Source organism: Piscinibacter gummiphilus (assembly GCF_002116905.1).
GTDB classification, from domain to species: domain Bacteria; phylum Pseudomonadota; class Gammaproteobacteria; order Burkholderiales; family Burkholderiaceae_C; genus Rhizobacter; species Rhizobacter gummiphilus.
In genome coordinates, this window is record NZ_CP015118.1 from 24924 (window position 1) to 38791 (window position 13868).

Consider the following 13868-nt stretch of genomic DNA (forward strand, 5'->3'; position numbering starts at 1 on the left):
GTGCCAGGTCAGCGCGAGGCGGCTAGCCGGTTGACTTGGCTGCGCGACGCCGAAGTTCTGTCAGTTCGTCTCGGACCGCCTGCTTGATCGACTCTTGCGACCACTGACCCTCGTCCTTCGAAAAAAGATGCTCCATCAGCGCCGTCCTGGTGTCCATCGTCTCGACGGCGTAATCGAGCCAACTGCCGAAGCCGGCTGGTGTCGGAGGACGGGGCATGGGCTATCTCCTGTGCGCTTTCATGGATCGTGGGGTTCAGTATGCGCCGGCAACCACGCGTCAAAGTTCAGGCGTAGATGCCGATCTGCATCCTTCGGAGGAGTGACGAAAGCAAAGCTCGGCCGTCGAACAAGCCCACGTACTCGCAAGGCAGGTGGCCACCCAGAGCCGGGTGTGGTGTGGACAACCATCCGGCCAACCATCGCCCAGCGTCAAAGCCATCCTGGTCGCCTGATTCGGCAACGATCTGCTCTGCCTCCCCAACAAGGCGTGCCACACCGAGAAGGTGCTCGCCTTCTGTCTTGCCGAGCGGCAGCCCTCGTTGCGAACATCGTGCAACGGTCCTTGACGAGATGCCAGCCCATTCACACAGGCGGGCTCGTGACATGCCCAGGTCGTGGCAAAGTCTGTCGGCCAGCGCGGGCGAAACGCCCTGCTTCACCGTCTTGATCCGCTCGATGGGCTCCATTGCAAGGAAGGATCGGTAACTTGGCAGCGCTTCGCACTTCGCATCGGCCCTCGCGGTCGGATGCTTGGTCGGCTGAACTTGCGCGTTGGGCATGCCTACATCCTGATGTCCATCGAGACGAGCCATTGTCCTTCCACGACCGTTCTGGCGGAAGACGGCCCTAAGTTATTGATTAGCAAGGCTTTCCACCGAACATGCGGGAATTCGCGCGCGTTCGGTGGAAAGCCTTTTAGATCACCAGGTTAGGCATTGGCGAAGCGCGCTCCCCATCGGTGGCGAAGGCCGCGACCCTTTCGACTTCTGCGAAGTACGCGTCAACTCGTCGCGATTCATTCCAGGCGGAAATCGCTGCAAGTAGTTCTTACGTAAGCGTGCGCCGTCTCAATGAATAGGGACGCCCAATACTGCCGCGTCCTTCGTGTGGAAGAACGCCCGCTCCACATCAACCGCGCGCCATGCTTGTCGCCGGGTATCGCGCTCACCGGATGGATGCCATCCCGAGACCTCGACACCGTGAGCGTTCATAGTTTGGGCGCGGTGTGCAAGCAGCTCACACCAGCGTTGATACACGTCGGCCTTGCGGCCGTTCATGCCTTGATTCGGATGCGCGACATATCCTGCCCATCTGGGGCCAGCGTCCTGCAGCGAGGCGAAGATGATGCTGTCGTAGACGCCGCACCGCTCTGGGGCCATCGCCATTAGGACCTTTGAGCCGAAGGACATCTGCCCGAACTCTGGCACTTGATTGATAGCCTGCAGCGCCTGCCCAAAGTGCCCTGCGCCAACACGATCCCTGGCAAGGCGTACTTGCGCTGCAATGGCAGCAAGAGGTACAGGCCCGTTCGTGTTCGGGCGACCGTCTCGGACCCAACGAGCTCTTGCCAAGGCACGTGCGGGAGTTGGCCGCCGCTCAACGCTCGAACTGCCGTAGTAGCCCCAGTAGTTAACCGAGACCAGTCCCAATAGGACCTTGTCGTCCTCGGCGGCGCTGAGCAGGCGCCGGTGCCTTTCCACCCAGAGAGTGTCGGTCATCAGCGCAAGCTGCGCCTCGGTCGCTGGCCGCGGATGGTCCACGCCTCTAACCATATGTCCACCCAGGGCATCCACATACACCCAGGGATACTGGTACTGGTTTCGGGCCGTCTGCAATGAAAAGTCGTCAGGTTCCATTCCGCTGCGCTGGGGCTGTTGTGCTGCCAGTTTCGTCGTAGCAGAACGCGGAGCTCATGCAAGGCATCGCGATTGGCTCTGTGGGGCGGAATCCATCACGCTTTTGCGGCAAGCCTCGATGACGACCGCCGCCCTCGCGTCGTGAGCGGAACCACCCAACGAGAGGCACTCGTCTCGGAACTGTCGTTGAAGCTCTCGTCGGTTCCGTTCTGCCACGGCTTGCCGGGATCGTTCAGCCAGAGGCTCAAGAACGCCCTTCAAATAGGCGGCATTTCGAGTTATAACCAAGCCACGCCACACATGACCGCGCGTCGACGGAGCAAGGTCTCCCCGGTGCAAGAATCGCGTCATGCTTTCGGCTGTGCAGAAGAGCGAATGCGGCAGGGCCTCACGGCCAGAGCGGCAAATTCTCATCTTATGAGTGCCGCCTTCTCACTTTATGCCTGTCGCCCACACGCAAGTTGTTGATCTGCAAGGGGGCGATTTCTCGCCTTATGAGGCTCTCTACAATGGTGATGCTTTAGAAGAGATAGTTTCGTGTCAGGTTCGCCGAGTCGAGACTAAGCCATGTGCTTTGCCAAAGTCTGTGAGACATCACGTCATAGATGCCCTCACATCTTGAGACGTTTGTGCTGTTTAGCAAGCGCACGTGTTTAGCGATAGATGGGCCGCATCGGACGATGCTTCGTCTTGAACCGTGCGAATGAATCATCTCTTGGTTCTTGCGGAGATGCCCTCGTCTTTTATGAGCGCTGCCCATCGGGATGAGTGCGCTTTCAGGAGCGACCCCTTCGTCTCGCATTCCCAGATGACGGCGACTCGCCACCCAAGCGATTGGAGTTCTCGGCTTTTCCGTTCATCTCTGCATCGGTTTTCTGCGATTTTGGTCGACCAGTAGCTTGAGTTCGACGAGGGTGCTCTGCCCGCTCGGCAGTCATGACCATGCCAAAAGCAACCATGTACAAATAGCACGACGCCATATCGAGGAAAAACGATGTCTGGCCTGCCAGGCAGTCCTCCCGGGTGTAGCACGTACCGAAAGCCAGCTGAGTGCAAGATCCTCCGGACAACCATTTCCGGCTTCGTGTCTTTTTGACGAACTCGCCCCATCAGTTCGCTTCTTGCCGAGCGAGATATGGTGTCAGTCATTGCTATGTGCGGCTAGGAGCTACACTGTATGCGTATGTGCATGTACGTGCTGCGAATGTTTCGACCATGACCAAGACAGCGTCGCGTCAGTCGGCAAGGCGGTCTGTTGCTCAGCTTCAGCAAGAACCATCTTCCGAAAATGCCGTTCGGATATCGGTACTCTTGACTAAAGAAGAACGGCAACGTTTGAAGGTGCTGGCCGCCTCACGAGGCGTAACCATAAGCGATGTCGTGCGCGAGGGTATAACGCGATTTTTGGAAGGTGCGTCTTAGTGACAACGCTCGGACCGCAAATACTAACTCGTACACTCAGCAAACCGACGAACGGAACTGGTTCGAAGAAGTTCGCGCACGGAAACCATTGGCAGTACCACTCCCGTAGTGATCGACACTCAAAGATTGCATGTTGGGGGCTCGTTCTAGACTTGTTGCTCCATTGCTCATTGCTTAGGGAACACGCGGCCGCCGGTAAAGTTGGTCTCGGCATCAACCATGAGATGCATGATTTTCGGAATAAAAAGAAAAAGAACTTGGATTTGGTTATCTGCACACAAGCGCCGCAAAACAGCAGCGGTGGTTCCCGCGGCGGCGTGCGTCGAGCTACAGACTTCGCGGGATTGGCAGAGTCCTACGGAGTGGACCTAAACGCAGAAGAGTTGGCTGAGCTTGGAAAATTGCCAACTCTAACCCTGTCAGGAGTTTCCACCGTGCTGCTCGCTACTGAAGCTAAGGCGGCTATGACAGCTCACCAGAAAGCGCGGCCTCGTCTACATGATGAATTGACGAGCTCTCACCAGACGATTCATGGTGACAACAATGATGCAATTGCAGCAGCTATCGTTCTTGTAAATGCTGCAGACACGTTCATTTCTCCGGATATGAACGACTGGGAGTTGGGAACTTTACCCACCCGCGTTTCCGTTCATAAACCTCAAGCAGCAAGCCTTGTTCTAGAAGGCTTGCTGAAGCTGCAATGTAGGTCGAAGACTGGTGATGAAGGGTTTGATGCAATAGGTGCTGTCGTCGTTTCCTGCCAAAACGACGGAAGTCCAATAAAGCTTGTGACAGAGGCTCCTCCCGCGCCTGCCCTTTCATCGGACTTTGACTACGATCGGTTTGTTCGACGACTGGCACAGCTCTACGCAACGCGATTCGCCAAAATCTAGGTAAGTAAAGCGGATTGCCGCCGCTTGGCAAGGGCGTTCAACACCTTCGTCGCCTGAGCCTTCCCCTCTACTGCAGTGACAACATCAAGGTGCTTTTCCACGGCTTCAATGAAGCCCGGGGCGAATCGCAACGTCGCACGTCGCGTTCGCTCGAGGAAGCCTGCGGTGGCACGCAACGATAGCGGGGTGCAATCTTGCTCAACAAATCCCTGTAGGGATGGGGAGCGGAGGCCGATGGGGTCCGGACTAATGTGTACCGTGAAGCGATGCTTGCCGTCGAATCTCGCCGCCCGAGGCGCACGTCCTTGGGCGGGAAATGTCTGATCTCTACTGCGGTCGTAGGTGCCGGGATTATTGATGCGTCCGCCAATCCACCTTGGGACTGGGACGCTCACAGCATTGCCTACAAGCGCCCACCTTAAAGATGCTTTGGCTACACGTTCAGCTGGTTTAGTCCAATCGGCACGGAATCCTTGCAAACCCTCTGCCGCAATAATGCCAGGCTTAACAACGCTTCCGTTCGGAAGGAGCACCGCTGGGGGGCTCGCAATACCAATGGTGCTGCCGTTCTTAAGAGTCGGAACAGCGTCGACCGCCCACCCTAAGCCGCCACGACCTTCAGTCCAGTAGAAGCCGTGAGCAAAGCGCGCTAAATCAGTGGCCGGTCGCTGCATGGGCCTGTCGTCAACAAGAAGCACGTCAGCGGGATCGCCTTCTGTCGACGCAACGAGATACACCCTCTCCCGCCGCTGAGGAAGACCGAAGCTATTGCTGTCTAACACCCTGTACGCCCACCTGTATTTCAGGCGCTCAAACTCGTTGATGATGGCTCTCATGGCACTACCGCCACCGAGCTGCAGCATGAATGGCACGTTTTCAACAACGACCCATGGCACTGGTCGCCGTGCCTTCTTCCGCTTCTCAAGAAGTCGGAACACTTCTCCAATGAGGCCGCTCCTGTGACCAGCTAAGCCCGCAGTGTTCCCTGCTTGTGAAAGGTCTTGGCACGGAAAACCGGCCGTGAGGACTTCAATGTCATTAGGTAACGACTGGAGTCCAATCACGTCTCCAACGATCTCCGCTCGTGGGAAGTGCTCTTTGAGTACCTCTTGAGCGGTTGGAAGGATGTCGCAGAGTAGTTCCGCGTGATGACCGGCCTCCTCAAAACCTAGCTCAAAGCCCCCGATGCCTGCGAACAGCCCTGCAACTTTCATATGAGACATGCTAGCACGCAGATGCGCAAACGCACAAATGCAGAAACGCATACGTGCATATAGTCACACCTGCAGTTTCGGCTTCATGACCTCGGACGCCTGGCATGAAAATCGTGCTAGCGTCATGCACCCGACGGCAGCATCCCTTTCGGGATCGCTGTTCTGCGTTCTAACCCTTACGTCGTCCTCGACATCGTACGTCATGGCCACTGCTACGCTGCTACGCCCTCGCACTAAAAGCCAACTCGGTTGGAGAGACTGAGTGGCTGCGTTTACTGTTGACACCAAGCTGTTTCAGGAGCTCGGAGAGCTGTTGGTCGCTAAAGAAGCGACGGCTCTGGTCGAGCTTATTAAGAACGCTTACGACGCGGATGCTACGGTCGTGACCGTTCGCGGAACGAATTTGAGAGACGCTGCCGCGGGATCAATCGTGGTAGAAGACGACGGCGTCGGGATGAGCGAGTCTGAGTTTGAGAAGGGCTTCCTTCGAATTGCAGGACGAAGCAAGGTCTCTGGTGATCGTCGCTCAGCCGCGTTCGGGCGACGATTCACCGGCGAGAAAGGGGTTGGCCGTCTCGCTGCTCACAAGCTGGCGCGAGCACTGCAGGTTCACTCACGGAAAGCTGCCGGTGTCCTCCGGGGTCAGGTTGCATTGCCGGCCGCCGAGGCGATTACTCGCGCTCGAATCGATTGGGACCGAGTAGAAGCGGTTGAAACCCTGGATAGGATAGCTGCTTCTGGTGCCGTTGAAGTCCAAACAAAGGAGCTCGGCGAGCCGCAACCAAGCGGAACAACGTTGACTATGGCTCCGCTCAGGCGCGTGTGGACGCCGCGGATGGTCGAAACCTTTCTTCGAGAGGCAGTTACGCTCGCCCCAGTTAAAGCTCTGTGGCAACAACTGCCGCCGAATTTGACATCCGAGCCATTACTTTTCGATACCGTACCGGTAAGAGATCAACAGAACACGGACCCCGGATTCGAAATTCAGTTCGTCGGTGATCTCTCAATTCCTGATGTAGTTACTCCTGACATCGCACAAACTGCCGGTTGGATTGCGGAGATCGAGTTCTTACGAGAGAGCGGCGACCTTCGGGTTGCTATTGCTCCAACTAGTGCGACGCTGCGCAAATATCCTACATCTGAGTCCTTCCATTTTACGAGAAAGCTCTCTAAGGGAGCCGGGCCGTCATTTCGTGCCCGAATTCTGCAGCGAGAGGGCGCTTGGGACCCGGCAGTACAGGGGATCAGAATATTTATGGAAGGATTTCGGGTCCCTCCTTACGGTGACTTGACTGATGATTGGCTCAGCATGGATCGGGCATACAGAGTCCGAGGCCACCGAAAACTAACTTCGCTAGACCGAACGGATATAAAGGACTTGCCTTCGGGACTTGAAAAGGAAGAGTTGGCACTCCAGTCAAGTCCCGCATATATGGGCGCCGTGTTTCTGCATCGTACCTCGACGCCAGAACTGGAGATGCTTGTAAATCGAGAAGGGTTCCTCCCAGGTCCTGGTTTAGATTTCATAGCGGAGTGGGTAAGAGTAACTACCGACCTCATTGTTAGACTTGGGTATGCAAGTCGCAAGGAAGTAAAGCAAGTTCGAGAGATTGACAGGAAGGTTCAACGCCTCGCTGCTCAAAGAGCCGACGTTAGCGAAACTCCGGCGGCGCTTCGCGTCCGCGAGAGTGCGCTCGCCGTAGCCGATCAATTGTCCGCCGTTCGAGCGGCGCTTGAGACCAAGAACTTTCAAAAAGCCGCGGACGCAGCGCAAGCCGCTCAGCCACATTTACAGACGGTTCAAGATCTATCTGAGCGGTTTGGGAGCGAAGCTATCATGTGGCGAGTGCTGGCTAGTCTCGGCACGGAATTAGCTGCCTTCGTGCATGAAATCAATGCGTTGGCACTTGAGGCCGCCGTTATTGTGGGTGACCTCGATGAGGCGCTTCACGAAATTCGTTCTCGTGAACCTAGGTCCAAGGTCCAGCGAGCGCGAAAGACAGCTCTTGCGATGGCAGAAAGAATTCGCCGCAACGCGACATATTTAGTTGATGCAACTTCCTTCGAAGGTCGAAAAAGACGATCTAGACTTCCGCTACGGGAGAGATTCGAAGCGGTACTTCCTTTTTTCCGAACCCGACTGGAGCGGAAAAAAATAGAACTTTCTGACACTATCCCGGAAGCTCTTAGGACTCCCCCGATGTTCCCGGCTGAGCTAGCAGGGATCTTCACAAACCTACTTTCTAACGCCGTCAAATTCACCGAGGAGGAGGGCCGAATTAAGGTGACTGCGGAAGAACTGGGCGACATGCTATATGTCACGATAGAAAATAGCGGCGTATCGGTTGACCTTGGTCGATCAGAAAAATTGTTCGAAGCATTCCACTCGACCACGGAGCGGCCAGACGCAGTGCTTGGGCAGGGGATGGGTATGGGTTTAACTATAACTCGCGCCTTTATTCAAGAATACGGCGGCGTCATCGAATTTGTTGCTCCAAGTCCAACCTATGCAACCGCCATTAGATGGGGAGTCCACAAGAAATGAAAAGTCAGGGAGATATTCTGTACGTCGACGACGACCCAGAAGGGCTTTTGGGGCACGCGCGATTAAAGCGGGTGAATGATCGATTCGATGAGTATTTGCCAGATTCGCTAAATGAAGCCGCGAAAGTGGCGCCTAAGGCTAATCTATGGGTGTTCGATTACTTTACCGTCGAACATGAGCGCAATGAACCAAGCCTAGATGGCACTGGACGTAGCGGGCTTGGCGTGTTCCACCAACTTCGCCGAGTCGTCGGCGACGCAAGACCGCCGTCTGTGTTGGTGAGCAGTCATCTGGAAGCGGCAATTGGCCGTTTTGATTACGCACGCCGTCACATCATCGCGGAGCAGTTGGGAGTCGAGTGGGTCTCCGCAAAAGTGGCTCATAAGCCGTCCGACCCAATTGATGAAGTTGTTGCTTTGGCGAATGCGGTTGCGACAATTCGCAATGCTCATCGATCGTTCGGGCAAGTGAAGCCAGCGCGATATACGGCAGCCTTGGCACAGAGCGTGTTGGGGCTACCGGTTGATGTGATTTGGAGCAACGCCGCCGTTCTGGACGTCGATAGCTGGCGGCCTCCAGTGTCAGCCGTCCCGAGAGACTTGGTCGCCTGGATGGTTCGCCAAGTACTCCCGCATCCGAGCTTCGTGGTTCGTTCCCCGCACTTGGCGGCAAGACTAGGCATTACCGTAAGTTGCCTTACCGAAGCCATAAAGAAGAAGACACTTCTTTCGTCGATGCTCAAGGGAATGTCCTATGAGGGGATTCTTGACGGTTTTGATGGCCCTCGTTGGTGGTCGGCCGGAATCGACACCATTGCCTTTGACATACCCCGAGACTCCGTCGCCCGTTCGTCCTATATGAAGCGCTTAGTCGCACCTGTAGTACTTGAAGAGTTACTGGCGGGAGACTGGGTTGTCGTCTCTAATGAAGAGCTCGTGGAAACGGACGAGCTCGCACCTGTAACGGAGTGCGTTCGCGCTTCAGACGAGTACTTTCCTTCCCAAGCCCCCCCGTCGTGGGTAAAGATTGAAGATGCAAAGCAAAGCAAAGTGCTAGCTCGCAAAGTTCGGCTGGAAGATCAAGCAGAGCTGGTGGCGCAGTCGTGAGCGCGAGAATTGATCTTGAAGCATACGCTGGAGAGGTGAAAGCTTTCTCCGCATTGGCTGAAAAATTCGTGCCTCACTCGTCTGTACCCGCTCTAAGAAGGCTGGAACAGGATCTGCGCGCGGGAATCTCTCGGGCGAATTCAAGTTGGACATGGTCCACTATCCAGGAAGTAGTATTCAAGCCAAGCGGAAAATACGACGCTCCAGGTAAAAAACCAAAACCAGCGCATTTCTCTCTGGGATTTGAATGTGTCTTTACAAGGCCGGCCGGAGTTAATCAGAAGAAGTGCGGACCTGTTTGGGAAATATCGCACGGCTCTACCCATGTGAAAGTCGAGCGCGAAGACAAGCCTAGCCTTGAACTGCATTTCGACTACAAGAACATCGGGCAACTCGGACCACAGTTGCACGTGCAGGTCGCAGAGTCTCAGACTGGGGGGCTACCAATCCCCAGACTGGTGGCCATGGCATTTTTGCCAACGGACTGTGCGGACATAATGCTTTGCGAATTGCACCCGACCGATTGGGAGAGGCACCAACGCGCGGGCGGAAATCAGTGGAATGTCACGGCGGTGCGAAACGGACAAGAGAAACGCACGATGGCTTACTTGAACGATATCCACACGCAGTGGAAATCTGACGTCAAGCAAACAAGGTTCAGCGCGCTTCAGTCGTATACTGCGAAAGTGGCAATGCTGCCAGCTCACGACTCTTCTACCAAAAGGGGTTGGTGATGGATCTTCATTCGAAAGTATCTTGCTCCGACGAGGAAACTGCACCCGAATTTGCCGAAGGCGACCTTGTAGAAAGGTCCGGGTCCATTCAGGCAGCGGTATCCACCATTCACGCACACTGTGCTGTGTATACCGATCCAGAGGTCGCGCGTATTATCTTGGATCGAATTGGATGGTCGGCAAGCGTGGATCTCACCAATCGGCGACTGCTTGAGCCCTCATGCGGAGACGGCTCCTTCTTACTGCCCGCGATCGACCGACTCTTGGCGAGTACAAGCCGATTTGGAAAAATGAGTGAGCAGGCCCTGTCGAACGCAATCGTTGCGTTTGAATTCGATGAATCGACCGCGTCGGGGCTGCGTAGGCAGCTTGTGGAAAAGCTTCGCGTCGCCGGCGTTGCATCAGCTTCCGCTGCGAGAATCGCCGCTAGATGGCTCCGGTGCGAAGATTTCCTCTTGGCAACGGGGCTCATGAGCTTTACCGACGTTGTCGGCAACCCGCCCTACATGCGCTGGTCTAAAGTGCCAGCTGCATTGCGCGAAGCTTACGAAAAACAACTTCCGCCTTATGCTGCTCGGGGAGACCTCTGCTTGGCATTTGTTTGCCGCGCTGTACAACTTCTAAGCCAAACGACCTCACGACTTGCATTTGTATGTTCAGATCGGTGGCTCCGCTGCTCATACGGCTCGTTTGCCAGAGCAGAAATCGAAAAAAACGCGCATTTGGCGATGCATATAGCGGTTCATGACGCCCCAGTTTTTCTAGGAACGCGGAAAGTTGATGCGCACGCGGCAATTACTATATTGGAACGAGGTTCTGAAACTTCGCCCGTCATGGGGGTAGCCTCTTCTCTCGCAGATTTGAAGAAAAAGTTGCTGGTAGCCGCTACTCCTGGAACAGGCCGATACAACGGTGGGTTGAACGGAACTCGGAGTGCAGTACTTGCTCCCCCTAGTTTGGCCGCTGCGTTTCAACAGGTGTTGGCAACACAACCTACGCTTTCGGCTGCCGGCGTTGATGTTAGATGCGGAATGGCGCTTGGACTGGCAGAAGCGTTTGTTATTGAGGGAGTCTCCAAAATTGAGAAGACGAGACTAATACCCTTCGTAAGGACAAGCGACTTACTCGATAGCGGCGAAGTAAAAGCAACATCGCAGGTCGTAAATGTTTGGGAGGCTAACGGCGATCTCATTAAGCTCAGTAAGTATCCGAATCTGCGGAATCATCTAAAAGCTTACGAAATAGGCCTTCGAAAGCGAGCGTGCGTTAAATCGCAAGATTCTTGGTATCGCACCATCGATAATTTGAACTTAGCCAGAGTGGCCGCGCCCAAATTGCTTATCGCTGGCATGTCCAAAGTTGCTCGTGTCTCAATTTCCGCTGGCGGTGCGCAGCACTCTAATGCACTATATGCGATGACAAGCAGGGAGTGGCCATTGGCGGCCTTATTCGCTCTTATGCGTGCGGGGACGCTGGATTTTTTTGCCGCCGTACTTGCTCCTCGATTCGCCGGAAATGTGAAGCGATTTGATGGCAACGTACTGCGCCAAGTTCGCATTCCAGCCTGGAACAGCCTAGAAGCGTCCCTTCAGAAGAGACTTCTAGATTGGGACGTAGCAACCGACAAGCGCGACGCCGCGCTCGTTTTAGATGTCTATCAACTGCCCGAGAAGCAGTTTGGAAAGGCAGTGGAATCAGCACTGATTTGAGCGGGGTAACGTGAAGCGTGGAGTCAGGTCTTGATTGTTGCGTCAAGCACTCAAAGGGTCATAACGATCAAGGCGGCAATAGCCTAATCAGGCCAGAATCCAATCGGTGCCTAACGCCGAATCCTCTGCCCTCTCAACCACTTCTTCGTCACCTCCACATCCCCTAACATCCGCAGATTGCACTGCACCCGGAACAAGTCATCTTTCACCTCTCGCACCGCCCGCTCCATGAAAGGGATTAACTTCTCCGGCCTGGGCAGCGGCCAGCTCTCCAGGTCGAACTCCATGCAGAAGTCGGTCGCGACGTCGTGGACCTCGTCCTTGAGTTCCTCCAACTGCTCACTGAGCACCTCGTTGTAGTGCCGCAGCCGCTGGTCGCCCACATCAGCGACGTGATGGGTGTCGATCTGCTCGATGTTGAGCTGGAGCTGCAGCAGCGACAGCAGGTCCCTGCGTAAGCTCCCCCAACCAATAGACACCTGAATCTGGAAAATGCGGCCTCACAAGGAAGAAGAGGACGCGATGAGAAAGAGCAAGTTCAGCGAGAGCCAGATCGTGGCGATCTTGAAGGAAGGCGAGTCGGGGCTGGCCGTCGCCGAGGTGTGCCGCAAGCACGGCATCAGCGCAGCGACGTACTACGCCTGGAAGAGCAAGTACGCGGGCGTCTCGGTGAGCGACCTGACGCGCATGCGCGAGCTCGAGGCCGAGAACGCCAAGCTCAAGCGCATGTACGCCGATCTGGCCCTGGAGAACACCGCACTGAAGGACGTTGTCTCCCGAAAGTGGTGACGCCGTCTGCGAAGCGGCAGGCGGTGCAACTCATGATCGAGGATCACCGTGTGCCGATCAAGCGGGCCTGCGCAGCTGCAGGCCTGTCGCGGGCGGCGTACTACCGAGGGCCAGTGGATGGCCTGGTGCGAGATGCCGAAGTGATCGAGGCCCTGAACGTTGTGGTCGAACGTCGCAGCCGTTGGGGCTTCTGGAAGTGCTTTGATCGGCTGCGCCTGGACGGACGGCCGTGGAACCACAAGAGGGTCTGGCGCGTGTACTGCGAAATGGGACTGAACCTGCCGAGGCGAACGAAGAAGCGTGTTCCTCAACGCGACCCGGTGCCGCTGCAGGCGGGCGAGTTCGTCAACCAGGGCTGGGCCCTGGACTTCATGCACTACGCGCTCTACGACGGCCGCCGGTTCCGCACACTCAACGTGATCGACGAGGCGAATCGCGAGGCCCTCGCTATCGAGATCGGAACATCGATCCCGGCGCGGCGCTTGATCCGCACGATCAGTCGCCTGATCGACTGGTACGGCAGGCCCGATTCGATCCGCCTGGACAACGGCCCCGAGATGACCTCGCACGAGTTCACCGAGTGGGCCGCGGCCAAGGGAATCGCGCTGCGCTTCATCGAACCGGGCGAACCGAACCAGAACGCCTACATCGAGCGCTTCAACCGCACGTACCGCACCGAGGTGCTCGACACGTACCTGTTCCATTCGATCCAGCAGGTTCAACACATCACCGAGGAATGGTTGCTCGACTACAACGAGCACCGACCTCACGACGCCCTGGGCGGGCTGCCTCCGCGCAAGTTCCTGCCTAGGCTGACCACTGCCGCAGACTCCAGGAATGGAATGTCTACTTGACGGGGGAGCTTACGCCTGCTGTCGTAGGCCTGGTTGACGCGTTGCATCTGCGCGGTCTTGGTTTCGCGTTGAACCGGGTCGCTTTCGCGGTCGGGGTGCAGCGCGCTGGCCAGCTTGCGGTAGATCTCGCGCAGGGAGCGTGAGGCCTCGGCAGCGTTGGCGTGCGGTTTCGCCTGCGGCGACGGCTCGGCCTCGGGCGCCGCGTCCGCCGCTGCGGCCTTGCTTTGCCGGATGCGATCGTCCAGCTCCTCTTCCGAGGCGATGTCATCGTCCCCGAGGTCGAGCCCGGTCTCTGCTTCGGCCTCCAGCATCATGGCGATCAGCCGGATGCGCTGCTCCGTGTCGTACTCGACGTCCGCATGTTTGTCGAACAGGGCCTTCAGTTCCGCGTCGTCGCCTGCCGCGAGCACGTTGGCCGCCGCCTCGCACAGCAGCTCGCGCAACGTGGTGCGCTGGGTGGCCGTCCACGAGTCCTTGGCGAGGGCCCCATCCAGCGCGAACGCCCATTGCCGGGTCACCACGTCCAGTTCGTCCACCAGTGGATCCATCGCCTCCGAGTAGGCCTGGCGAAACGCCGGCGCATGGCTCTGCCAAGCGCTCAAGGTACGCCGCTCCGCTTCGATGCGCGTCACCAGCGTTTGAAAGCGCTTCTGTGCCGGGGTGAGGGGACGGCCGTCTCCTGTCGTGGCGGTGGGAACGACTTCGGTGCGCTGAGGTTCGAACATCTGCTCATTCTGAAGCAGTCC

At 56.6% G+C, this 13868-nt stretch carries 13 protein-coding genes; 6 read left to right on the plus strand and 7 right to left on the minus strand.

The features are described 5' to 3' along the window. Positions 1 to 22: 22 nt before the first annotated feature. The 4 genes from A4W93_RS00080 to A4W93_RS30770 form a co-directional block, all read right to left on the minus strand. Positions 23 to 217, minus strand: coding sequence for a hypothetical protein (locus A4W93_RS00080; RefSeq protein WP_085748674.1), 195 nt, complete (start codon positions 215 to 217; stop codon positions 23 to 25). A gap of 67 nt (positions 218 to 284) precedes the next feature. Beyond that, positions 285 to 779, minus strand: a complete 495-nt coding sequence (locus tag A4W93_RS00085; RefSeq protein WP_157782096.1) for an Xre family toxin-antitoxin system antitoxin — start codon at positions 777 to 779, stop codon at positions 285 to 287. Positions 780 to 1067: 288 nt separating this feature from the next. Next, positions 1068 to 1856 (minus strand): hypothetical protein, encoded by a 789-nt coding sequence (locus A4W93_RS29360; protein WP_157131549.1) that lies wholly within the window; start codon positions 1854 to 1856, stop codon positions 1068 to 1070. A gap of 708 nt (positions 1857 to 2564) precedes the next feature. Further along, on the minus strand, positions 2565 to 3005 hold the full coding sequence (locus A4W93_RS30770) for a very short patch repair endonuclease (RefSeq protein WP_085748676.1): 441 nt from the start codon (positions 3003 to 3005) through the stop codon (positions 2565 to 2567). Between the two features lie 425 nt (positions 3006 to 3430). Between A4W93_RS30770 and A4W93_RS29370 the strand changes: the two genes are divergently transcribed. Then, the gene (locus A4W93_RS29370) at positions 3431 to 4171 is read left to right on the plus strand and encodes a hypothetical protein (protein ID WP_157131550.1); all 741 of its coding nucleotides are present in this window, start codon (positions 3431 to 3433) and stop codon (positions 4169 to 4171) included. Here the strand turns inward: A4W93_RS29370 and A4W93_RS00095 are convergent. Next, positions 4168 to 5385 (minus strand): DNA cytosine methyltransferase, encoded by a 1218-nt coding sequence (locus A4W93_RS00095; protein ID WP_085753981.1) that lies wholly within the window; start codon positions 5383 to 5385, stop codon positions 4168 to 4170. The genes A4W93_RS29370 and A4W93_RS00095 overlap by 4 nt on opposite strands. Positions 5386 to 5647: 262 nt before the next feature. Here A4W93_RS00095 and A4W93_RS00105 point away from each other — a divergent pair, with 262 nt between their 5' ends. From A4W93_RS00105 to A4W93_RS00110, 4 genes are all read left to right on the plus strand, one after another. Then, positions 5648 to 7930, plus strand: coding sequence for an ATP-binding protein (locus A4W93_RS00105; RefSeq protein WP_157131551.1), 2283 nt, complete (start codon positions 5648 to 5650; stop codon positions 7928 to 7930). Next, positions 7927 to 9036, plus strand: a complete 1110-nt coding sequence (locus A4W93_RS29375) for a hypothetical protein (RefSeq protein WP_157131552.1) — start codon at positions 7927 to 7929, stop codon at positions 9034 to 9036. The genes A4W93_RS00105 and A4W93_RS29375 overlap by 4 nt, the downstream gene beginning before the upstream one ends. Further along, complete coding sequence (locus tag A4W93_RS29380; protein WP_157131553.1) at positions 9033 to 9770, plus strand: hypothetical protein; 738 nt, start codon at positions 9033 to 9035, stop codon at positions 9768 to 9770. The genes A4W93_RS29375 and A4W93_RS29380 overlap by 4 nt, the downstream gene beginning before the upstream one ends. A gap of 290 nt (positions 9771 to 10060) precedes the next feature. Next, entirely contained in the window at positions 10061 to 11479 is a 1419-nt protein-coding gene (locus A4W93_RS00110) for an Eco57I restriction-modification methylase domain-containing protein (RefSeq protein WP_157782097.1), read from the plus strand. 110 nt (positions 11480 to 11589) lie between these two features. On the opposite strand, the gene A4W93_RS00115 is transcribed toward A4W93_RS00110, so the two are convergent. After that, positions 11590 to 11958, minus strand: a complete 369-nt coding sequence (locus A4W93_RS00115) for a hypothetical protein (protein WP_085748677.1) — start codon at positions 11956 to 11958, stop codon at positions 11590 to 11592. 43 nt (positions 11959 to 12001) lie between these two features. On the opposite strand from A4W93_RS00115, the gene A4W93_RS00120 reads away from it, so the two are divergent. After that, positions 12002 to 13122, plus strand: a protein-coding gene (locus A4W93_RS00120; RefSeq protein WP_407081698.1) for an IS3 family transposase whose coding sequence is annotated in 2 segments (ribosomal slippage) — positions 12002 to 12266 and positions 12266 to 13122 — 1122 coding nt in all. Because the reading frame shifts where the segments join, the coding sequence is not laid out codon by codon here. Here A4W93_RS00120 and A4W93_RS00125 read toward each other — a convergent pair. Continuing rightward, a complete protein-coding gene (locus tag A4W93_RS00125; RefSeq protein ID WP_085748678.1) occupies positions 13035 to 13847 on the minus strand; it encodes a J domain-containing protein in 813 nt (270 codons plus the stop codon). The genes A4W93_RS00120 and A4W93_RS00125 overlap by 88 nt on opposite strands. Positions 13848 to 13868 lie beyond the last annotated feature (21 nt).

Coding starts and splice junctions, on each gene's coding strand:
- A4W93_RS00080 (WP_085748674.1), bottom strand. CDS start 217: ATGCCCCGTCCTCCGACACCAGCCGGCTTCGGCAGTTGGCTCGATTAC.
- A4W93_RS00085 (WP_157782096.1), bottom strand. CDS start 779: ATGCCCAACGCGCAAGTTCAGCCGACCAAGCATCCGACCGCGAGGGCC.
- A4W93_RS29360 (WP_157131549.1), bottom strand. CDS start 1,856: ATGGAACCTGACGACTTTTCATTGCAGACGGCCCGAAACCAGTACCAG.
- A4W93_RS30770 (WP_085748676.1), bottom strand. CDS start 3,005: ATGACTGACACCATATCTCGCTCGGCAAGAAGCGAACTGATGGGGCGA.
- A4W93_RS00095 (WP_085753981.1), bottom strand. CDS start 5,385: ATGAAAGTTGCAGGGCTGTTCGCAGGCATCGGGGGCTTTGAGCTAGGT.
- A4W93_RS29375 (WP_157131552.1), top strand. CDS start 7,927: ATGAAAAGTCAGGGAGATATTCTGTACGTCGACGACGACCCAGAAGGG.
- A4W93_RS00110 (WP_157782097.1), top strand. CDS start 10,061: ATGAGTGAGCAGGCCCTGTCGAACGCAATCGTTGCGTTTGAATTCGAT.
- A4W93_RS00125 (WP_085748678.1), bottom strand. CDS start 13,847: ATGTTCGAACCTCAGCGCACCGAAGTCGTTCCCACCGCCACGACAGGA.